The organism is Formosa sediminum, from assembly GCF_007197735.1.
Classification (GTDB): domain Bacteria; phylum Bacteroidota; class Bacteroidia; order Flavobacteriales; family Flavobacteriaceae; genus Formosa; species Formosa sediminum.
The window spans coordinates 1,545,335-1,568,484 of the sequence record NZ_CP041637.1 but is presented as its reverse complement, the minus strand read 5'-3'; the positions used below and the strand labels follow the sequence as shown (position 1 = coordinate 1,568,484).

Genomic DNA, 23,150 nt, shown 5'->3' with positions numbered 1-23,150 from the left:
TTACTATTTATTTTTAATTGAATAATTGTCTATTTGCATTCAGCACATCTGGATTTTCACATATCTGCTTTGCAAATGTATATCCTTTTTCTGAATAGTGGTTAAATTGATTTTGATTGAAGGAAGCGAAAAACATAATAACATCTATAAATTTCTGTTCTTCTGTTAAAGGGATATCCCAACCTAATTGCTTCTCTTCTAAGTTTCTCCATGGAGTTTGGTCTGATATAATTACAGCACATCCATTTTGCCATGATTCTACAATAACGTGCCCATAATTTTCATTATGTGTAGGTAAAATCATACCGTGATGTTGTTGTAAATGAGCCGATAATTGCGCATGAGGAATGGCTCCTAAATATTCCGTCTGAATGTGATTAGGAAGTTTTGAAATATCATTTTGACACCGTTCCCAATATTCCTCATCATCTATTGGTCCAATAATGGTAAGCGCTATATTATATTTTGAATCGACTTTAGACAAAAATTCTAAAGCTTTATGTAAATTCTTTTTTGGATTTATTCGGGATAAGAAAAACAGTTTTAATTCATTTACTATTTTTACTCTCTCTTTCAATTCAGGTGTTATTTGAGGCAAATTAGAAGCTAACTTATATTGAAAATGATTACCAAAAACAGCTTTAATTTCTTCGACTTCTGTGTTTGCTGTAACATGCCAAGTGACCACCTTATGAAATCCGAATAATTTATACAACGTAAGAAATAATTTTTTTTTATTTCGTTTTATATTTAAAGCCCCTGCCCCTAACATCCCTCGTGGAGCCAAAATAATCTTAACATCCATACTTCGAGTTACCAAAAGAGGTAAAATAGAAAACTTAAACGAAAACAGAGAGTTTAAGTACACAATATCATAGGTCTTAGCTTTAAGAATATCTTTATAAACTTTAATATTTTGGTGAGCTGCATCTAAATATATAATAGAATAACTCGCCTTTTTTATAAGTTCATTGTACGCAATATTTGGATAAGGCTGTACTTCTCCTAAATCTGTATTTGACGTTACAATTGTAAAATCAAACTCATTATGTAAATTACTTACTAAATTATTTACAGATTGTATTGGCCCTCCTGCTTTATAGCCCGGTAAAAACCAATCTACGAAAATTAAAATCTGTTTTTTACTCATTTAAAACAGTTTTATAAATACTCATATAATCGTTTGCTATTTTATCTAACTGAAAACGTTTCACATTTTCAAGTCCTTGATTAATTAATTTTTCACGCAAATTATCGTCTTCAATAACATCTTTTAATGCCTTTGTAATTTCTTGTTTTAATCTTGGATTAATCAATATTGCACCATTTCCTGCAACTTCTTTCATAGCTCCTATATTTGAGGTGATAATAGGTCTTCCAATAGTTTGTGCTTCTATAATTGGCATACCAAATCCTTCATAAGTTGAAGCAAATACTAATACATCACAATCCGAATATGCTTGTACAATCTCAGCATATGGAATATTAAACTTATTAGTAAAATCAATATTAAAAGCTCTTAATAACGCTAATTGCTCTTCTGATAATTTTCCTATAATTGTAACTGTACAATTAACACCTTCTATAGCTTCTAGAGTAAGTTCTAAATTTTTATTTGGTTTTGTTCCTACTAACAGTACATTTGGTTTGTTGCTGTTAAAATCTTTAGGTGTATACTGTAAATTAACGTTTACTGGATTATAAACAACATGAATTTTATGCTTTGCAAAAGGGATAACTGGGATTAATTCATGTCTTGAAAACTCTGATATGACTGTTATTTTTTTTACAAATAATGCGGGTAACCAAAACCATAAAAGTTTAATTAATTGTTGCTTTAATATAGAACCTTTAATTATAGATTTTACATCATGTATTGTTAAAACAGTATAACGTCCTGTTACCAAAGCCATGTAGTGTACATCTCCAGTAATATGAACAATTGACTTAGATTTGTTTTTAAATCCTCTTAAATTAATTAAGATATTCTTTAGGCTTGCTCCCCCAGAAGACAACTCTGTAACTTCTACATTACATTCTTTTTTAATGTATGTAATTAAGGTACCGAATAATTCCTCAATACTATTGTATTGAGGTAAACGTTTTCTAAATATGTAATTTATTTCCAAAGACATTAATTACTTTCTAATTTGTTTTAACTGCTCTAAAATATTTATCAAAGTATTTATATAATAGGTTTCTTGACAAGTATACAGGCACAACATAAGTAATCATATTTCCCATAACTTTTATCATGTTAAAACTATATACACTAATTAAAAAATAAAATGGAGTAATAAAAATAATGGCCCAAAACATAGTTTTTGATTTTTTAAAAAACATATTGATTACATAACCGAATATCGCTCCTAAAAATATTAAAAAAGGAAACATATTTATAGGTCCAAAATCTATATATGCGTCTGTCATGTACCCGATACTATGAGATGCCTTCCCTCCACCAACTAGTCCTAACATGGTAAATTTATTTGTATGTTCTGAATCATCAATAATTCCTTTATTCGGAAAAAAAATTCTTGGCTTAAAATAAAAAGTAACTGCATTTGTAAAAATCTCACCTTCTTGATATGGTATCTTTTCAGGCACATTATCTAGTGTTATTGAAAAAAACTCTATATAACTAATTCTATCTAACAAATCATCAACAGCATCTTCCATATCTTCTAATGTTAATTCTTCTAAAAGAGAAATCATTTTATTAACGCCATCAGATTGAGAAACAACAACTTTTTGACCTCCTCCGCCAGATAAATAATCTCTAAACTCCATTTTAACAGATGTCCAAACTAAACCTAACATTAATGTCACTATTCCTAGCAAAAGAAACTTAAACAACTTAGATGTATCTATTTGATAAATCACACTTAGCATACCTATAAAAGCTATAATTATAATGTCTTTAAAAGAGGAAAAATATCCGGTAAAACCAATTAACACTTCAACAAGAATAACAATATATAATAACTTTAAATCTCTTTTGTAATAATTAGCATATACGAAGGCCCAAATAAATACTCCCCATTTTAATTTAGAGAATGCCATTAAAATAGTATTTAATCCAGGTATATAATTTTTTAATATAAAAAGAAATGAAAAACCAAAAGTTAAAATTAAATAACAAATTAATATTTTTCTTACTGAGTAATTAGGGTCTATTATTTTATCTATTGTCAATTTAGACATCCTTTTTTTAGTCATAAAAAACAAACCTGAACTAAAACATATTAATCCAATATTACTGATTGTATTAGCATCGTATAACCTATATATATTTTGATAAAAACTAAATTGCTCTTCTAACGATAGATTAACTATGTTTCCATATACAATTTTAATATTTATTGCCAACCATTGAAACAGTAAAGCAAAAAAAAGTGTTGCATAAATAGGGTTTCTTAGCCTAAAGAATAATTGCAATACAACTGACAATGAAAATAATGCCAATAAACTAGACATAAAATGCGGACCAATTATAGCTAACAATAACCATGGAATTGTTAAAAACCCTATAATTTTAGATGCTTCTTTATTCACTTAAATATCGATTTGTATTTTGCATATCTTAACTTTACTACAATTAATTTATATGTGTTATACTTCTTCAATTTCTTTCAGAAATAATTTTAGTATTAAGGTTTACTATTAGCGATGACTGCAAACCTAAATATTTATATGGTATAAATTTAGCTATAAGTGTAGAAATGCATATGGCAATAACAAATAAACTAACCACGTATAGATAATTTTCTGTAGAAATATTTAGAAATACAAAACTAATTTTTATTAAAAAAAATATGGGCCAATGTATTACAAGGTATACTAAAGATTTTTCTCCTATCCACGATAAAATCTTCAGATTAACCTCTCTAAATAACACCAAACATAGATTTATAGCAAACAAAGCATTTAAGGTAAATAACCAATAATTACCATACACTAAATTATTATTATGAAAATCTACATAACTAGCAAAAAATATTGACAACACTATATATGGTAAAACTAACCATAGTCCTGATTTAATAATTCTATCAGGAACTCTGAATTCCTTACATATTAATCCAGATAGAGTAAAAAAAAGACCTAAAGGAAAGCTATGTAATCCAAATGGAATTTTGATATTATTCTTTTCAAAAACCCAACTTAAGCACAATAAAGAAATGGCTATAATTTTCTTTAAATTTAAATTTACACGAGCTATAAAAGGAAACACTATTTTAATAAAAAAAAGTGATAACAAAAACCAAAGTGGTGAGTTTCCTATTGTATCTCCACTTGACACTAAGAAAAATAATGGAGCAATCGGAATCTTCCATAAAGGATAATTCCCCATTAATAACCCTGGTATTGTTAACAGATAACCTACTGTAGTCCAAATTAACATTGGAGTAATTAGTTGATCTAAACCTTTTTTAAAAGTCATACTCAATCCTTTCCCTTTATTATACAAGAAACCAGTCTTATAGTAAAACCAAGACATAAAAAAATACAAGCATTTCAAAAGAAAAATATAGATCATTGATCCTGTTAAATTTCCCCACTGAAAAGAATGTAAGATTACCATCCAAATTATCATAATTCCAGATATAGTATCTAAACTTCTATCTCTTTCTAAACTCATAAAACACCTAGTTTACCCCTGTAATATTGTTGAATTTAACTTATTACTTTTTCACAAACAAATAGAGTGGATAAAAAACATCATACCATAATACTCTATATTTATACATTTGCTAGAGTGATAATATACTTAATTTTAAAAGGCTATATATACGTGTAACTTTTAGAACTACATTATAACTCACACTTAAAATAAGGCTCTTTAAATTTTTATTTATTTGCTGAATGGTTCAATTTTTCTGTAATATCCTTTAATCTTTTTTCACTAAAAAATTTAACACCATTATCCTTCTTGTGTTTAATGGTTTCTGATTCGAAAATTTTATCCACATTAAAATGATTTAATTTTATCTTAAATTTCTCATTAATATCATCAATATTTGTGTTGTAATTATTTATAAAATTAGGTAAATTATAAATTACAATGTCCTGAGGATAAAGCTCCTTAAATTTTAAAATACTTTCATTATAAACGCTCCAAGCTTTATAATGATTATACTTTAAGTACTGGCTATTAACAGGATAAATTAGCATATGTATAAAACGCTTAAATGAATCATAATTCACTTTATTCTTTATTTTATACCAATATCTCCTATCCAATGAATTTACAACCTCATCGTAATCCCTATATATTGCAATAACTTTTAAATCTGGAATTATTTTTTTCCATGCAAGTAAATACAATGTGCTTCTTGGATCTTTCCATCCCCAAACATCATGAATTTCTCTTTTCTGTAAAATTTCTTTTATTAAATTTTTACTTTTTTTATCAAATTCAAAGTTAAAATTTTCAATATTTTTTAAACCTGTACTCTCAAGCCCTTTACGGTGTAAATCTTTCTCTTGTAAGTTTACAAATTCATAATCTTCGAAATGACCATTTTTATTATCAAAACCACCATTCATCAAATCATCACCAATAAACAAACCTGATTCTCTCAATAAATTCGCACTTAAAGAAGTTCCTGATCTATGCATTCCTGCAATTAGTATTTTATTATTTACCATTATTTCCAAATGCTTGTTTATAATATAACCAATGTAGAAATTTTTTATCTCTTTTTATAACACTCAAAATTTTTAAGATAACATACCTAAAATAAAAACCAGAAATATTACTATACTTTTTAATAACCCTTAAAAATGCTTGAGCTTCTTTATTATCTCCACTACGTAATAAATTTAAATACAAACCAAAATATTGGTTATAAACACGCCATTTAAGTCCTCTATTTATATATTTTAATTTATTCTTAGGAACCCTATTTAATAATGTTTCTAATATCGCATCATTCTCTTCTATTCTATAAATCCACATTTTAGGATTTCGACTTAATTGACCTGTGTGTCTTCTTAGTTTAATCAAATATTTCTGAATAATTCCTACTGGTAAATGTTCTGTGATACGGCACCAAAATTCAAAATCGCCTGAGTATTTTAAGTTTACATCAAAATAGCCATAGGTTTCGAAAATATTTTTTCTAATAGAAACATTAGCTATATTTCCAGGTACGCTACCTGCCATTAACGATGTTAATGTATGTGTTAAAGCACTCATCGTATCATTATTTGACAAAGGAGTTTTGTCAATAACTTCATCATGCTCATTAATAACTTCAACTCTTGAAAATGCGTATGCTATATTTGGATGAGAATTGTGAAATTTAACTGTTTCAAGCAAACAATTAGGATTCATAATATCGTCTTGAGACCATAAATGTACTATATCTCCTTTGGCATGTTTTATGAGATTATTTAAATTACCAAAAAGCCCTAGGTTCTTTTCATTATGAAAAACCCTTAAATCTTTATTTTCTATTTGATTTAAGTAATTTTTAGTTTCCCCATCTGATGGGCTATCATTTCCAACCAAAACCTCATATATCACACCTTCCTGAGCTAAAACGGAATCTAAAGATGTTTTAAACAACGGCATTCCATTATAAGATGGTACTATTACCGATATGTCTATTTTAATTGGGGTTTCCATAATATTTTAAGATGGGTAAATAATATTAATTTATTAACTATTTATTGATTTTGGTCTAGATGCTTTTTTCTAGAGCCTCTACTATATTCAAAAAATTCCATTTCTCTATATCTTTAGATGCTGAATACCCCATAGCATTTAGAGTTTCTATAGACATAGTATTGAAAATATTTAATAAAGCGGACTCATCATTATAATCAAACACATAACCATTAACTCCCACTTTTACCACATCTGATGCACAACCTACTTTTGTACTAACAATTACTGGTCTAGACGATGCCATAGCTTCATTTACAGCTAATCCCCAAGTTTCTCCTGGACCTTTAGATGGTAAACAAAATACATTTCCTAAACGATATAAAATAGGCATCTTACTTTGATTTTGGAAAGGTATAAATTTTATATTAGAATCGTTTTTAGATAATATTTTTAGATCATCTTCTAATGGACCATGACCAACCATTAACAATTTTAAAGGTTGCTCTAAAGTTTTATTTACTTTTTGAACCGCTTTCAATAAAAAATCGGGTTGCTTCTTAGATTCAAATTTACCTGCAAATAAAATAACTAAATCGTCTGGAGTGTATCCTAATTCGTTTCTCCAAATTAAGGCTTCGCTCTCATAATTCTTAGTTTCCGAATCATTAAATCGAGCATTATCTATTGCATGAGGAGCCAATATTAATTGATGATCTTTTAATCCTACAGATTTAAAATAGGCTTTATTTTGAGTTCCTACATAAAATGCTTTATCTATAAATCTATAAATGTAAGTTAAATAGTATTTTCGTAGTATTTGTATAATACCAGGTCTATCATCTAGCAATGTCGAATCTCCTCGAAACCAAACTGGTATTTTCCCCTTAAAGAACTTCATTGCCTTTAAGTGACTTTTTAAATACCATCCAAAAATTAAAACTGCATCGGGTTTCCAATCATTAATTTTAGCATTTAAACTTGGGCAATCAATCCCATTTGTATGATGAGTGCCTGGATCTGCTGAAATATTCTCAATAAATTCATAAGTATATCCCTCTAATAATGGAATATCCCATTTAATAGTTTTCCCAAAAGTTTTATCTTTTACTTCTTTAGCGGCTTGAGACCACGTATAAAAAACTTTAACTTGTACATTTTGTCTCTCGGCCATTAACTTAAACCAAGGCGCATAATATTGTATAGGATGCGTTGTAACTATAGCTAATTTTTTCAAACTTTTTAGTTTTTATTTAATACCTCATCCATCGCTTCTGCTAATACTTTAGCAGATTGTTTAGATGAATATTGATCTAAAGATTGTAATACTGGAGTCCAAGTGTCAACATTTTGAAATGGCTTTAAAACCTCTGTCATTGCTGCCACAATTTTAGACGTTGTATCACCTTCATGATAAGGTACTAAATAGGCATCTGCTTTAACATCTTGAATCACTTTTACTGCAGAACTTTCAGCATGTAAAACCGTAAATAAAGGACGCTCACTCAATAAACATTGGAACGTTTTTGATGCTGTATAATGTTTTTCTGTACTTCCAAATAACATAACTCGATCTGCCTGAGAAAGATAATTTAAAATATTTAAAAAAGGCTGACGCTCTCTTTGCTCTACAACAATATCTTCTAATCCATAATCTGCTGCATACGCTGTAATACGTTTTGCTGGGTAAGGTCCCGTACCTATAAAAAACAGTTTTATGTTGGCATCCCAATTACCACTATCTTTTAAAGTTTTAATAGCATTGAAAAAGCAATCCATAAACACATGAGAATTTGGTAAAAATGCACCAGCATATATCCAAGGCTTACAATTCTCAATACCATCCCAAGGCATTTTTAATTCTTCTAATTTTAATTTATGATCGTTTGGATCAAACCCATAAGGCATACCAGCATGTACTGGTGGGGTTTTAAAATTACGTTCTATAACGGGCCAATAATAAGGCGTTGAAACGCCAGTAATAAACGCAGCTTTTTTTACAGCGTAAGGCTCTAAAGTTCTAGCTACAGTTTGACTAAGTTTTGCACGTGTATCGTTTTGATTGGTAATATCTCTTACCCATGGATCGATATAATCTATACCGTAAGGAATACCCGTTTTATCATGAATAATACGACCTAAAATGGCTGTATAAAACGATGGAATAGGAATCCAAATGCAATCTATTTTACGTTCATTACAGAGTTGTAACGCTTTTTCTTTAAGAAACGGAAAGGCTCTTAACCCAATATCTCCTATTATACGTGGTTTAGATACGTTATAGGCTTTTGTATATACAACTTCAATATCTTCTGAAGCTGTTTTTGATATATGAGGATCTGGAGTCTCCTCATAATATTTAGAATCTACGGTTAGTAATAAAGGTTTATATCCAAATTGCTTTAAATAATTTCCAATTAAACGTGGCCTTTGCACTCCTGCTAAATTAGCAGGAACCCAATGCGGATATATAATGAGTACTGTTTTCAAAACGTTATTTTTTATAAAATTTGATTCCAAAGTTCTTGAATTTTAATTTGTTCTGCATCCCAACTCAAAGTTTTTCCTTTTTGGAATCTAACTGTTTTATTTGCTTTAATCTGATCTTTATTCTGATACAGTTGTATTATTGTTTTTGATATTTCTATCTCAGACTGACCACTTAAAACACCCAATTCGGGATAAGCTGAAATAAACTGTTCTTGCGCTTGTGTATTTGTTGCTAAAATAAATAATCCCGCTTGAGCATATGTTATAATTTTGTTGGTTAAACAAATTTGTCTATTTAAATCTCTAGAATTAAACTCTAATGCCAAACCAATATCGAACTGATTTAATTGCGCGTGTAACTCTTGTTGTCCTAAAGGCTCTTTTATTGTTATACTTAGATTTGTATCTTCTAATTTTTTACAAATTTTGGAAAGTTCTTCCGTTTTAAAATTAGCATCTAACTCGCCAATAAGCGTTAAATGTATTTCGATGTCTGCACTTGATTTTGAAATAACTTCCAGAGCTTTAAACAATTGTTCTAAACCTCTTCCAAAACTAATCTTTTGGCTAAACCAAACCAATTTTAAAGCTGTTTCTTTTTTGTTTGAATCAATTTCAGTTTGAGGTAACAATTTGAATTCATTATCATTAAAACCATTTAACACTATAGTATGACTAGTATGTCCCCCTATTAAATTTAAAGTATATTCGCCTATAAGTGGACTAGCAAACGTAATACTTTTAGCTTTCGGTAAAAATGATTTCATCAAAAACTCTGTTCGGTTTTTAGCAACATCACCACCTGTAGACACTATTTCTCCTGGATGATAATCTTCTACATCAAAAATAAAAGGCACGTTCCATAACTTACTTAATTTTTGCGCAGGATATAAAGCCCCCATATTATGAGCGCAGATTAAAGCGGGTATATCTTTATTTTTTTTTGCAGCATTATAGATCTGAAGAGATCTTCTGTTATTTGCTAGTGCATTCAATTTAAAATTAGTTGTAATTAAACCAGATACTTTTTTAGCTAACTTCTCTAAAACTCCCCAATAAATCCATTTTAATTTATTTAAAGGAATTGCTTCAATCTCTTCTATAGTTAAATAATCCTCATCGTTATTATTAATCCCATATAACTGATTTTTTAGCTGAATACTTTTAGCATCGCTCCAATTATTAAGCTTAAACATAATAATGGTTACGCGATGTTTCAGCTGCAAAGCCAACTGCACTTCTTTTACAAGGCGTGGGTTTGTAGCTAAGTTATTGGTGGTTAAGAATAGTAGGTGTTTCAAATTACTTAATTTATCTGTTTAAAAATGTTCTACCATAAAAAGCAATTAACTTAGCCGTTCTCCATCCTAAAATATGCTTAATAAATTCTATAATACTCCCTCCCAAAACAGGATTGTAATTACTATATCCTAAAGCTTTACATTTACTAATAGCTGTCTTATAAACAGATTTATATTGAGGCCAAGCATCTATAGCCACATGTTTATATTGGGTAGCAATGGCTCTTTTAGAAGCTTCAGATTCTGTGATTTCAAATAAATATTTTGCCTTTAAATCTGTAGCTTTTAAAATACTTTTTAAATGAATATCTTTCTTTTGAGAGGCTATATTTTTTCCTGTGTTATGTTTTCTGTAGTAATTTTTAATTTCAGGAACATATATAATACCTGAACTATGTAAACCCACTCGAGCAAAAAATTCACCATCTTGATCTTTTGCTAAAGTTTCGTTCCATAATCCAAATTTATTAATCAAGTTTCTCGGTGTTAACCAAGCACTTGTTTGTACCATATGCATTGGTAATGTATTACCTCCCCATAAATTAATAAAAAATTCCTCTGGTTTAGTAGTAGAATATAGATAGGGTTGATCAACACACTTCCCTTCTTCTAATTTTCCCGAAAAATGGACCGTATTACATACCGCTAATTCTGTTCTTGAACCGTTAAGTGCCTCAACTTGTTTTTCAATTTTATCTGGACTCAAAACATCATCTGCATCTAAAAACTGTATATAATCACCGGAGCTTAATTCAAATCCATAATTACGAGCAGCGCAAGCACCTTTACCTTTGTTTGATTTTACAAAAACTTTGTCTGACTGATACTCTAATGCTTTATCAAAAGAATCATCTGTAGAATTATCGTCTATAATAATAATTTCAATATTAGTGTAGGATTGATTCAATACAGAATGTATTGTTTCATTAAGAAATTCACTTGCATTATATAATGGAATAATTACTGAAACTTTAAATGCTTTCATTCCCTTATATCTTTTTTATTAATTTTGCAGGAATTCCTCCAACTATTGTTTCGGCTTCAACATGTTTTGTTACTACAGAACCTGCTGCTACAACAGCGCGTTCTCCAATGGTAACTCCTGGTAAAATAGTAACATTAGATCCTACCCAAGCTCCTTTTTCTATTTGAATTGGTTTTGAAACAATCCCACCTTTCCAAGCAGCAACGTTTTTATCTTTATATTCATGATCGTGAGTGTACAATGTACAATTTGGACCTATAGCAACATCTGATGCTATAATAACATCGTTCACTAAATCTATAATAGTAAAATCACCTATATGAGAATGGTCTCCTATGCTAAGTTTTCCAGCAAAACCAGATTCTCTTGCAAAAATTGCACAATGTGTTTCAATTTTCACTGCGTTACCAAAACTCCAATCTGAATTTACATATAGCCGAGCATGTGCACCTAATTTAAATTGATCTCCAATTTTTAATGAATAATTCTTATTCACCAATATTGTAGATTCTGATTCAAAAAGAGCAACTTTCCCTACATCCAAAACGGCTTTATCTCCAACACCTATATTTGTACGTTTTTCAAGCTTACTTTTATCACCTAAACTAAACGACCCATTTCCTTCTCTAATCACAGGAAATTGAATAGAAACATTTTTACCTATCTTAGATTGGCTTAACTTTAAAAGCCAAAATATTTGACGAACACATTGATTAACGTGATATTTTATAAATGATAAGACAATCTTCATTACCCTAATTTATTTTTAATAATATCTATATAAGTTAAACCTGAAAACTTTTTCATTTCTTGGCCTTTTTTCCAACCAAACTTTCTGTATCCAAAAATAATTGCTGATGCTTCAAGTTTTAGAAACTTCACTTTCATTATTTCTTGTTCTTTCCTACTCAGGGGAGAATTATCGCTAACTGTATGCTTATAAGCAGAATGAATAGTTTTTAATCTGTTTAGAGGGTTTTTACGTCTTACCGATGCTTCTTGACCATCTGTTTTTCTATACCAAGCAATACCATGAGGCATAAGTACTAAAGGGTATCTCTGAGACAAACGATGCCATAAATCTGAATCTCCAAAGTGCCTAACATTTGCAAATCCTCCTACTGCTTTAAACACATCTTTTCTTATAATACTAGACAGAGGTGCCTTATGAAACACTAATTTTCCCTCAAAATAATGCCTTTTGTATATTTGTTCAGGAGTCAGCATAAAGGGAAATATTTTTTCTAAATCTTGCTCTAAAGAACACAACCCAAAACCTGCTTCTGGAAATTGCTCCATATAGAATACTAATTGCTCTAACCCATATGGATAAATCATATCATCGGCATCCACATACTTTAAATATTTTCCTTTTGCGTAAGCAGCAGCTTGATTTCGATTAGGATAATCACCTAAATTAGTTTTATTTTGAAATACTTTAATTCTATTATCGTGAGTTTCGTAGTCTCTAATAATTCTTAATGATTTATCTGTACTACCATCGTCAACAAGTATAAGTTCCCAATTTTGATATGTAGATTTTAAAACGCTATCAATTGCCTGTGAAATAAATTCTTCACGGTTATATACCGTCATTAAGACTGAGACTAGGGGTGTATTAATCATTTTGTATATTATAATTTAGGGGACAACTCTAATTTTCTTAATAATTTAACTAAAGCATTAGGCAAATAAGATTGGTTTAAAATACCTCCTAAAATTTTATTGGAATATAATTTTTTATAAGGTTTAGTGTTAATTATTAAACCTTCATAATTATCTGCATTCTTTTGAGGTTGAAACATTTCTGTTGCCTTATTCAGCGCATTTAAAGCTATTTCATCTCTTTTCTTTTGATTTAATAACAATTCAATTACTATATTACTAAAGCCTGTAATATCTCCAATTGGTATTTTAAAACCTGTAATTTTATCGTCAATAAGGTCAGGAATACCGCTTGGCAAGTCACTACAAACTGCTACACATCGAGATTTCATAGCTTCTACCACAACATTAGGTAAACCTTCTGCCAAAGAAGGGAATAATAGTATTTTTGATTGTTGCATCTTAATCGCAACCTCTGGACCTGTTAACTGCCCTAAAAAACGAACATTAGATTCTGTACTAAATTGTTCTCTTAATTGATGATTTAACTCACCACTACCTATTAAACTAAAGTTTAGTTCTGGAAATTGTTTTTGAATGCCTTTAAAGATAGATAATAAAAACTGTACGCCTTTACGTTCATTAAATGACCCTACAAATAGTAAATCTATATCCTTTAATTGCTTATTTTTTTGATTTATTTCTGGTACGGGAAAATATTCTAAGGAAACTCTATGCTTATCTTCTTCTTTCAATATTTTTAACACATTTGTATACAGAACCTTACTTATAACAATATACCTATCTATAATACCTTGATTCTGTTTTATCAAACCATAATAATACCTAAAATCTCCATGCATGATATAAACCAAAGGATTTTTTAATTTTAATAATTGTACCATACGTAATTCTAAACCATCATTAGCAACTAATACAGATTTTGAAGTAGTTATATACTTTTTTAGGCGTCTACATACTGCATATAAATTTTCGTACTTACTATATTTAAAAACAATTTGCTCATCGGCATCCAACTTATGTTTTACATGAACAGATTCTTTTTCAATTAATTGCGTTAATATAACTTTATAATAAATATCTTTTTTTTCTCTATATTTTAATAGATTCCTTATAACAGAAGTAACACCAGCATCTGAATCTGGCAAAAAATATATTATTTCTTTTTTCAAAATAATCTTTACTTATAAATTATTAAAATAAAACTTCATAACTATTTAAAAAAGTATTTTATAGCTGAGAAAGTTTTTCTATTAAATGGCTTTAAAAATAACATCTTAAAAATAAATTTCAATAAAAATTGAGACTTAGAACCTAACCTATAACTATTAAAAATATAGCTATAGCAAGCGTCATAAATACTTTGGTTAATTTCATTTTTTGAATAGTCTCCTATTAAAACAGGCATATCCTGTTTTCTTTTGAAGAAAAATACACTAGAATATTTTAACCAAGAATTATTTAAGTTTCCTTCTGATAAATGTTCAACTAAAATTTTATGATTAATAACTATTCTATATTTTTTTATAATTTGTATTGAAAAATCTTGGTCGTAAAAATGAAAGCCATCAAAATTAATTTCATCAAACTTATTTTCTTTCCAAATGGTATTCGTTGTTACTAAAAACATTCCATCTACTACCACAATATCAGATAAATTTTCAGTATCATTATCTTTTCTTATACTTTTAACTTTCTTGTGATTAGTATTTTTAATTAAGTTAGTTCGATAATACCTTTCTGAAACAGATGTCCAACTTGCAGGAACGCAAGGTTTTAATTTCACACCTGCAGCTCCTACAGCTCCTATTCCTTTATCATTAAATGTTTTTATTAATTCTTCTCCCCAATTAACAGTATGAAATAAAATATCCTCATGGCAGAATGCTAATATTTCATATTTAGCTTTTGTTGCTCCTACATTATAAGCTTTACATATACTATATTGCTCTTTGTTATTATCTATAACTATAAACTCAAACGGTACACCAATTGTTTCTAAAACATTAGCTTTAAAATCGCTTAATAAATCTGGTTTTATAGAACAAACTATTATTGAAATCATAAAAAAGGTTTTAATAAATATTTAGGATTAAATCCTGATATATGAAATGCTTGAAAAGAAAGTTTAATATTCTCTAAAATAGATTGATTTGATTTAGACCAATTTATTTTTCTTGAAAGATCCTTTAAAATATACCTATCATTAATTTTATGTACTACATTTTTACCTTTATAATTAATCAGCCATTTTTTAAGAGCTAAACGCATTGTAAGGCTATAATATTCATAAAACATATCTTCATTGCCCTCCTTTTTTTTAATTGAATTAATAACAGACTCTCCATGTCTCCTAAATGCATTCAAGGGTTCTGATACAAATGCAACACGACCATTGCTTAAAATTTTTATCCAAAGTAGCCAGTCTGCACAATTTGGTATATTTTGATCTACACCTCCTGCCTCTATGTATGATTTTTTTTTAAATAGTACAGCGCTAGCATTAGGAATCGCATTTTCAAAAATTAAATTCTTTTCAATAAACTCATTACCATTCATATCGAAATCAGTATTGAATATTGATTTATTATTTCCCTTAATATTCAAATTACACCATAGTCCTTTCTCCACACCATGTTCATTAACCACTTTAGATTCTGCAAAACAAACATCACTCTTCGATTCTTCTAGCTTTTTCAATAGCTTTTCCAACATAGTATCAGAACAATAATCATCTGCTTCAGCAATCCAGATATAATCGCCTTTAGATAATTGAATGCCTTTATCCCATTGTGGAAAAGGACTCCCCGTATTGGTGTCATTATAATAAACAGTTATTCGTTTATCTTTAAAAGATTCAATGACTGCTTTACTGTTGTCTGTGGAACAATCGTCTAAAATTAATAATTCAAAATTAGAATATGTCTGATTTAATATAGACGCAATTCTCTGATTTAAGAATTGATCGTAATTATAATTAGGTAATATTACTGAAATTTTTGGAGCGCTAATAATCATACTAATTACAATTCTTTATTTTTTGACAGCATCTTTAAAAGCTTTTAAATAACTATGTCCCCATTTTTGACAAGGTTCCATGTGATTTCCTTCTGCCCACTCATTCCATGCATTTATGAAAAGAAAATTTTCTTCTTCACTGTAAGGTTCAAAATTTTCTATTTCATGTTCTACCCATTCCTTGAATTTCTCCGGAGTAGAGTTCGTAAACATAAAATAATCTTTTTGCTTTCTTGCTGAATTATCCCACATTGGGGTTACTCCTGGATACAGTTTATAATTATTTTCTTTAGGTAAGGTTTTAATAAAATCTACATATGCGCCGTAATCAAGCCTTCTTAAACTAAACATCTTTTTTCTTCCTTCAGCAGAAGATAACTTATATTTAATATACCAAGGATTCAATTTATTTTTCATCGTATCCTTCAACCAAAATTTAGTAAACTTGGGTTTTCTAGTACTAAAAGGTTCAAATCTAACAGCTGCATCAAAACCATCTTTCACAAGATTCTCTCCACCTTCTGAATAACTTTCAAATCTATTTATATATATATCAATTCCATCTTTAGCTAATTCTGTACGCCATAATTTAATGGTTTCTTCAATATCTGGAATATTTTGAGATCTATAAATCGAAAACACAGGTCTACCATCTATTTTTATATATCTCTCATCTTTAAAGATTGGCTTTAAATAATTGATATGATTAATATGATCTTCTCTACTATAATGTTGTTCACACATAACTGTCTGATCTCCACCATCCCAGACTTTGGCCCAGTTTTCGTTGGCCCAACATAACATAAAAGGAAAGTCGGGTTTGCCTGATTTAAAAACTTCCTCAAATGGGCGTTCTAATACACGCTGACCAGTAAACCAATAGTGGTAATAACAAAATCCATCTATACCATATTGTTTCGCTAAATCTACTTGTTCTTGTCTTACTTCAGGAACTCTTAAATCATAAAAACCTAAATCTGCAGGCAAATGTGGTTGATAATGATCTTTAAATAAAGGTTTAGCCTTAGTCACATTGGTCCATTCGGTAAAACCTTTTCCCCAACACTCATCATTTATTTTTATAGGATAAAATTGGGGTAAATATATGGCTATCGATCTTATTTTTTTACTCATTTTTATATGGTATTTTGAATAATGTTGGTTTTGATATATGGAAAACTCGATGTATAATGATGTCTAAATTATTACGCAACTGAACACGTATTTTAGCTAATAAACCTTTATTTGTTTTTCTTAAAATTAATAAACTACCTTGACTTATTAAAAGAGGCAAATACAATAAATATCCTAATGGGAAGATTTTAAGTAAATAATTAATTGAAGTTAAACAAAGCTTAGTAGTATTCTTATGATTGAACGATTCTTTACTTAGTTTATAATATGTATAAACAAATTGTTTTTGATAATTAAACTTGTATGTATTCTTTTGAACTTGCTGTTGAATTTTATATATTACTTCCAAATTTTTAATAAATCGATCCGAAGAAGAACCTTTAACTCTACTAATAGACTCATTTTCCCAACGTATATAAAGGTCAGGTGCTTCATCAAAACACTTTTTATATGCCGGTTTAGATAATAGCATTTTAATACCTAAGTCTGCATCCTGTAAAAAAGGTAAACCTTCGGTAAAAGGAAATTTTAAAGCAAATTCTCTTTTATAAATAGGGCCTGCTGTTTGCCAAACTGCATCAAACCTTAGAAAACGTAATAAATCGTCTTCTTCTGTTGAAATATTCCATAACTTATTAAAAGCCATCTTATTTTTAGAATCATTAAAAAGAAGAGATTTAAAAACTATAAAATCTAAGTCTAGATTCTCTTTATAACGTAAAATGCGGTTTTCTAAACAATTCGCTGCTAATAAATCATCACTATCTAAAAATATTATATAATCGCCTTTAGATTTTTCTAAAGCTATATTTCTACAAGTTGGTGCTCCTTTGGGTAATCTATCTCTCTTTAACAGCCTAATCCTAGAATCTTTGTGACAGAAGTTTTTCACGACGTCGAAAGATAAATCTGTTGATCCATCATCTACTATTACACACTCCCATCTATTATAAGTTTGATTAAGAAGAGAGTTTAAAGTATCTTTTATTAACTCTTCTCGATTGAATAAAGGAATGATAATTGAAATTAAAGGATTATTTTGCATTAAATGAAAATTTAATATTATAATTTTTGAAAAAGATTACAATCAACCTTGTCCTTAAATCTTAGAACTAAGAAATCGTATTTAATATTCTGTTTAATGCCTTTATTTTTACCTAAATACAAGAAAAATAATGTAATATAATCTATTATTATTTTACGCCAAACAAAAAATTTATTTGGTAATTTACCTTTTTTAGCTTCCAATAAAACTTTAACTAACATTTTACTATCATAAAATTTTTCATTCATTTTACCCACTTGAGGTCTATCATGATAAATTTTTGCAGCAGGCACTATAGCTAACTGTAAACCAGATTCTTGTAATCTAAAAATATAATCATCATCTTCTCCATAATGATTAAATAATGGATCAAATCCTCCAATAGTTTTTATACATTCTTTGGTTACTAACCATGCTGCAGCATTTGCAAATTTAGATATATAGAATTGTAATTGTTTATTTAAAAGTAAATCAGAATAAAAATTTGGTGTAAAATCGTGCCCTAAATAGAAATGAAAATTTCTATCTAAAGCATCTCCTTTTCCGTTAAAATGAATAGGACTTAACACTCCTAGCTGTTTATTATTTTTAGAAACTTCTACTAATTTTTCTATTGTTTTTGGCTCTATCCAAGCATCTTGATTTAATAAAAAAGCAAAGTCATAATCGTTATCTACAACTTGCTTTAAACCTACATTGTTAGCTTTTCCAAAACCTAAATTCTCTTTAGATTCAATGAGTTTAACCTCAGGGTAATTAGTTTTTATACTGTTAACTGTATTATCTGTAGAGCCATTATCTACAACTAAAATATCAAGAGGGATGGTAGATTCTCTTAAACTAGAAAAACATTTATTCACCCATTTTTCTCCGTTATATGTTACTATGATGGTAAGAATTCTATACATAACTTCTTAACTTTTTATAGATTTTTCCTAGACGGTTGTATTTATAGAAAAGTATTTTTTGTAGTGTGGGATGTAAATACCAAAATAAATTTTTATATACTAATTTTGGGTATAACTCATAATCTGATATTTCTATTTTTGAATTTTTTGCTGTGGTTTGATTAGCATGTAATCTGAACGCAATTAATTCTTCATCTACAAAACCTACATCAAATTTTTTGAAAACCCTATACCAATATTCATAATCTAAAGATTGCTTTAAGTCTTTTCTAAAATATCCAACGGTATTAAACACCTCTTTTTTTAATAGCACACAAGTTGGTTCTCCAACTTTATTTCTTGGTTCGGACAAAAAGCCTTTATCTTTTAGTAATGTTTTCCCTTCTTGCATATAATTGATTTTTGACCAATTAATGTGAAGTTCTTTAAACCTGCTTACCCAATTCTTATTAAAAATATCATCTTTGTTAAAAAGTATCTCTCTTCTACAGAAAGACAATCCCATTTTTTTATTTATTAAAAAAGGTTTTAATAATTTTTCCACACAAGTTTCATGTAACAAATCGTCTTGAAATAAAAACTTAATATATTCTCCATTTGACTTCCTTACTGAATAATTCCAATTTTCACCGATACCTTCAGGTTTATGAATATGTAAATAAATAGGAATATTAGTAGTGGATTTTATTTTATTAACAATTTCGACGGTTCTATCTTTCGACTGGTCATCAGTTATAACAATCTCAATATTCTTATAAGACTGATTAATTGCAGAGTAAAGTGCTTCCTCTAAATACTCTTCCCCATTATAAGTAGGAATACATATTGAAACTAAGGGTTGTTCTATTAAACTCATATAGACTATAATCTTTTTCTGATTTGAACAAAAAACCAGCACCTAAATGCAGTTAATCTTGTTGATAGATTAAGAGATTTATTTTTAAATATAGCATGTGCTCTATATAAAATAGTTTCTGGAGGTAAACTTTTCCATCCATATTTAACAATCTTATAATCCTTATCAGACTCAAAAACAGGGTCTCCATGAAGAGAACTAAACCCGCCATCTGCATATTCTGAAATAATTAAAGGGATATATTTTTTATTAATTTTAGGGTTGAAAAACCATCTCATATTATGGTCCCAATCTGCATGAGCTTTGTATTTTAAGTCAAAAACACCTATTTTAGAAAAAACTTTCTTGTTAAAAAATATGCCTTGGTGACATAGATTTCTTGTAATTAAATCTGTAAGACTAAAATTACCTGAACGGCGACCATTAAATCTAACACCATTAATATCTCCATAAACAACTTCACAAGGGTTATTTTTTATAAATGAATGAAGCTCTTGGAAAACAGTTGCTGAATAAAAATAATCATCAGAACCTAAAAAAAACAACCATTCTCCTTCAGAGAAATTAATACCTTTATTCATGGCATCATAAATACCTTTATCCTTTTCAGACTTAAATCGAATTGAATTAGGATATTTTAGTACATAGTTTTTTAATAAATCAAGAGTTCCATCATTTGATCCACCATCAATTATTACAATTTCATAATTTTTATAGGTTTGTTTTATTATAGAATTTATAGCTACTTCTAAAACTTCTGAAGAATTATATGTTGGAATTATTATAGAGAAAAAAGGATGATTTAACATATAATTATAAATTTTTAAATTTACCTAAAATAGGATTAAAAAAAGATGTTATTTTTTTACCAATCTTATAAGAATTAGAATCAGCATAAATAGATTTAATTTCATTCCTTAGTTTATTTAAAGTTATAGAAGGTATATACATTAAATTTCTATTATATATCTTTTCTATCTGTATATTTGGATCGAAATTCACTGTTAACCCTAATGAATAAAAGTCTCCTTTATTATGAAATTTAATATTTAATTCTTGGGGAAGTAAATGACATCCAAATGTTTTTATGGGTTTAGAGCAAGTTTTTGAAGATACTAAATATTTAGTTGATATTTTACTTAAGTCTTTCATACCATTTAAATCGAATTCAACATCATAAAAGCTATCTTTTTCAAAAAATTGATTTAAAAGGTTCTTATGCAATTCATAATTATAATCATAAATTACCTTAGACTCTTCTATATCTAAAAATTTAAAATTAGAGATTGAATAATCTAATACAGATTGATTATGAGAGTGTTGATTTTTATGATGGGTACCTGCATCGCCAAAATTTGTACTTAATGATTTATAAGGATAAACAACATACAAATCATTTTTAATAATATAATTATAAAAATACTTCTTCCAAGATGACTCTGGCCAATGATTAATTACCCAATCTGGTAGTAAGCTACTTTGTGTAATTTCTAATTCTCCAGACATATATGCTTCTTTAAAATTAAACCATTGCTCTTTAGTCCAATATTGTCCCCAAGAACTCGGAACTTGCATAAAAAAATTATCAGCTTCTTGATTTAATGGCATAAAACGAGAATAACTAAACTCCTCTATTTCATTAGTATACAATGATATTTGCGCAATTTTTTTATTGTTTTTAAAATAAGTATCCGCCTGATATATGTAATTGTAAAAATTAGGGCATACATACAAATCATCTTCCAACATAACCAGACCATCATAATCACTAACTAAATCTCCACAGAAAAGAATATGTTTTCTAAGTCCTAGATTCTCATTATGCACAATTACTTTTTTATTCCCAAATTCCCAAATGAATTCTTTTGCCAAAACAGAACAAGCATCTTCACCTGAAAAATCACAACTTATAATTAAATCTACAGTATCAATATCTAAGTAATTTCCATTATTTAAACTACTTAAGACACGATTTAATGAAGATGCTCTATTATAAGCAACAACAACGATGGCAATATTTCTATTCATTATTTTTCTTTGCTTTATTAAAATTTAAATCACTAGATAAAACATTACAATAAAATTCATATATTTTTCCAGCAATTTTTTCCGTCGTAAGTTTATTTAAAGCATAATCATAATTTCGCTCACCAATCTGATTTAAATCTAAAGCACTTATGCTTTCTAGAGTTTCTATTGTGGATTTTAAATTATTTGGATTAAAAATTAAATTATTTGTTTGCTTAAGTAAGGAATTCATATTCCCTGAATTTGGTCCAATTACCGTTTTACCAAACCAAAAGGCCATGGATAAATTACCCGAGTTTAAGGTATTTAATCGTTGTAAAATAACGGCATCACTTGCCGCGAAATAATATGGTAACTCATTATCATCTATAAAATTACCCCCGTTAGAGATTATTCGATTATCTTTAGTTGCTATTTTTTTTATTTTATTTATTATAAACTTGTCAATATATCTTAGGGATTTTGAATATGTATATGGAATATCTACATCTAAACGAGGTGCTAAAAGAACCTTATTTGGAATATTAATCTTAGAAAAAGCTTCTGTTATTAACCGAGATTCTTGTTTTGTTCTAAATGATCCAAAAGCTAAGAAAACAACATCTTTTTCCTTTAAATTAAGTTTTTTACGAGCAACTTCCTTAGTCAATGCTTTAGTATTAGTATATGTGTTATCGTAAACATGATGCTCTATAACTGTATGAATAGCATTATTATCTTTAATTTCCTCTTTGCTATAAGCCCCTAAATGTATAATAGCATTACTGTTCTTTTCAATAATTTGATAAAGTTTTAATAAGTTATCAACTCCTTTGCAATGTGGTAAACTATTATGCCTAGTGTAAATTATTTTTGATTTTTTTTTCCAGAAATCAATTCTTTGTTGCAAATAATATAACTCAATATCCGAAGGATTTCTCCACTTAAATATAGATTCTGGCCATTGTAAATGAATAACATCAAAATGTGTAGTATCATTAAACCAAAACATATCAGTATCTACAATAACTTCAAGATTTAGCTTACTTAATCCCATAGCCAACTCTTTAACAAATAGATTACTCTTATGAACTTCTAAATCTTCTACAATAAGTATTTTCATATCGTATTTAGTATTAAAAAACTGCTTTAACTGGCTTGTTTAAG

22 protein-coding genes are annotated in these 23,150 nt (G+C 28.5%); all 22 read right to left on the bottom strand.

Going from position 1 to position 23,150, the window contains the following annotated elements; all coding sequences use genetic code 11:
* Positions 1-13: 13 nt before the first annotated feature.
* The 22 genes from FNB79_RS06830 to FNB79_RS06725 all read right to left on the bottom strand — a co-directional run bounded on the left by FNB79_RS06830 (position 14) and on the right by FNB79_RS06725 (position 23,106).
* Complete coding sequence (locus FNB79_RS06830; protein WP_143380604.1) at positions 14-1,150, bottom strand: glycosyltransferase; 1,137 nt, start codon at positions 1,148-1,150, stop codon at positions 14-16.
* Positions 1,143-2,135: a glycosyltransferase family 4 protein gene (locus FNB79_RS06825; protein ID WP_143380603.1), complete on the bottom strand. Its 993-nt coding sequence runs from the start codon at positions 2,133-2,135 to the stop codon at positions 1,143-1,145. The genes FNB79_RS06830 and FNB79_RS06825 overlap by 8 nt, the downstream gene beginning before the upstream one ends.
* 10 nt (positions 2,136-2,145) lie before the next feature.
* Positions 2,146-3,555: a hypothetical protein gene (locus FNB79_RS06820; protein WP_143380602.1), complete on the bottom strand. Its 1,410-nt coding sequence runs from the start codon at positions 3,553-3,555 to the stop codon at positions 2,146-2,148.
* A 67-nt stretch (positions 3,556-3,622) separates the two neighbouring features.
* Complete coding sequence (locus FNB79_RS06815) at positions 3,623-4,642, bottom strand: acyltransferase family protein (protein WP_143380601.1); 1,020 nt, start codon at positions 4,640-4,642, stop codon at positions 3,623-3,625.
* 209 nt (positions 4,643-4,851) lie between these two features.
* Positions 4,852-5,652 (bottom strand): sulfotransferase, encoded by an 801-nt coding sequence (locus FNB79_RS06810; protein ID WP_143380600.1) that lies wholly within the window; start codon positions 5,650-5,652, stop codon positions 4,852-4,854.
* Positions 5,642-6,634, bottom strand: a complete 993-nt coding sequence (locus FNB79_RS06805) for a glycosyltransferase family 2 protein (protein ID WP_143380599.1) — start codon at positions 6,632-6,634, stop codon at positions 5,642-5,644. The genes FNB79_RS06810 and FNB79_RS06805 overlap by 11 nt, the downstream gene beginning before the upstream one ends.
* Positions 6,635-6,689: 55 nt before the next feature.
* The gene (locus tag FNB79_RS06800) at positions 6,690-7,850 is read right to left on the bottom strand and encodes a glycosyltransferase family 4 protein (protein WP_143380598.1); all 1,161 of its coding nucleotides are present in this window, start codon (positions 7,848-7,850) and stop codon (positions 6,690-6,692) included.
* 5 nt (positions 7,851-7,855) lie between these two features.
* Positions 7,856-9,103 carry a glycosyltransferase family protein gene (locus FNB79_RS06795; protein ID WP_143380597.1) on the bottom strand — a complete coding sequence of 416 codons (1,248 nt, stop codon included), beginning with the start codon at positions 9,101-9,103 and terminating at the stop codon, positions 7,856-7,858.
* 11 nt (positions 9,104-9,114) lie between these two features.
* The gene (locus FNB79_RS06790) at positions 9,115-10,404 is read right to left on the bottom strand and encodes a glycosyltransferase family protein (RefSeq protein WP_143380596.1); all 1,290 of its coding nucleotides are present in this window, start codon (positions 10,402-10,404) and stop codon (positions 9,115-9,117) included.
* Between the two features lie 10 nt (positions 10,405-10,414).
* The gene (locus FNB79_RS06785; protein WP_143380595.1) at positions 10,415-11,389 is read right to left on the bottom strand and encodes a glycosyltransferase family 2 protein; all 975 of its coding nucleotides are present in this window, start codon (positions 11,387-11,389) and stop codon (positions 10,415-10,417) included.
* Positions 11,390-11,393: 4 nt separating this feature from the next.
* Positions 11,394-12,140, bottom strand: a complete 747-nt coding sequence (locus tag FNB79_RS06780) for an acyltransferase (RefSeq protein ID WP_143380594.1) — start codon at positions 12,138-12,140, stop codon at positions 11,394-11,396.
* Complete coding sequence (locus tag FNB79_RS06775) at positions 12,140-13,015, bottom strand: glycosyltransferase family 2 protein (RefSeq protein ID WP_143380593.1); 876 nt, start codon at positions 13,013-13,015, stop codon at positions 12,140-12,142. The genes FNB79_RS06780 and FNB79_RS06775 overlap by 1 nt, the downstream gene beginning before the upstream one ends.
* Positions 13,016-13,023: 8 nt before the next feature.
* Positions 13,024-14,187 carry a glycosyltransferase family 4 protein gene (locus FNB79_RS06770; RefSeq protein WP_143380592.1) on the bottom strand — a complete coding sequence of 388 codons (1,164 nt, stop codon included), beginning with the start codon at positions 14,185-14,187 and terminating at the stop codon, positions 13,024-13,026.
* Positions 14,188-14,228: 41 nt separating this feature from the next.
* Entirely contained in the window at positions 14,229-15,080 is an 852-nt protein-coding gene (locus FNB79_RS06765; protein WP_143380591.1) for a glycosyltransferase, read from the bottom strand.
* A complete protein-coding gene (locus tag FNB79_RS06760) occupies positions 15,077-16,033 on the bottom strand; it encodes a glycosyltransferase (RefSeq protein WP_143380590.1) in 957 nt (318 codons plus the stop codon). Before FNB79_RS06760 ends, FNB79_RS06765 begins: the two co-directional genes overlap by 4 nt.
* Before the next feature lie 15 nt (positions 16,034-16,048).
* On the bottom strand, positions 16,049-17,167 hold the full coding sequence (locus FNB79_RS06755; RefSeq protein ID WP_143380589.1) for a glycosyltransferase WbsX family protein: 1,119 nt from the start codon (positions 17,165-17,167) through the stop codon (positions 16,049-16,051).
* The gene (locus FNB79_RS06750; protein ID WP_143380588.1) at positions 17,160-18,212 is read right to left on the bottom strand and encodes a glycosyltransferase family 2 protein; all 1,053 of its coding nucleotides are present in this window, start codon (positions 18,210-18,212) and stop codon (positions 17,160-17,162) included. The genes FNB79_RS06755 and FNB79_RS06750 overlap by 8 nt, the downstream gene beginning before the upstream one ends.
* Before the next feature lie 17 nt (positions 18,213-18,229).
* A complete protein-coding gene (locus tag FNB79_RS06745) occupies positions 18,230-19,120 on the bottom strand; it encodes a glycosyltransferase family 2 protein (RefSeq protein ID WP_143380587.1) in 891 nt (296 codons plus the stop codon).
* On the bottom strand, positions 19,113-19,976 hold the full coding sequence (locus FNB79_RS06740) for a glycosyltransferase family 2 protein (protein WP_143380586.1): 864 nt from the start codon (positions 19,974-19,976) through the stop codon (positions 19,113-19,115). Before FNB79_RS06740 ends, FNB79_RS06745 begins: the two co-directional genes overlap by 8 nt.
* 5 nt (positions 19,977-19,981) lie before the next feature.
* Positions 19,982-20,785 carry a glycosyltransferase family 2 protein gene (locus FNB79_RS06735; RefSeq protein ID WP_143380585.1) on the bottom strand — a complete coding sequence of 268 codons (804 nt, stop codon included), beginning with the start codon at positions 20,783-20,785 and terminating at the stop codon, positions 19,982-19,984.
* A 4-nt stretch (positions 20,786-20,789) separates the two neighbouring features.
* On the bottom strand, positions 20,790-22,004 hold the full coding sequence (locus tag FNB79_RS06730; RefSeq protein WP_143380584.1) for a glycosyltransferase family A protein: 1,215 nt from the start codon (positions 22,002-22,004) through the stop codon (positions 20,790-20,792).
* Positions 21,997-23,106, bottom strand: coding sequence for a glycosyltransferase family protein (locus FNB79_RS06725; RefSeq protein ID WP_143380583.1), 1,110 nt, complete (start codon positions 23,104-23,106; stop codon positions 21,997-21,999). The genes FNB79_RS06730 and FNB79_RS06725 overlap by 8 nt, the downstream gene beginning before the upstream one ends.
* Positions 23,107-23,150 lie beyond the last annotated feature (44 nt).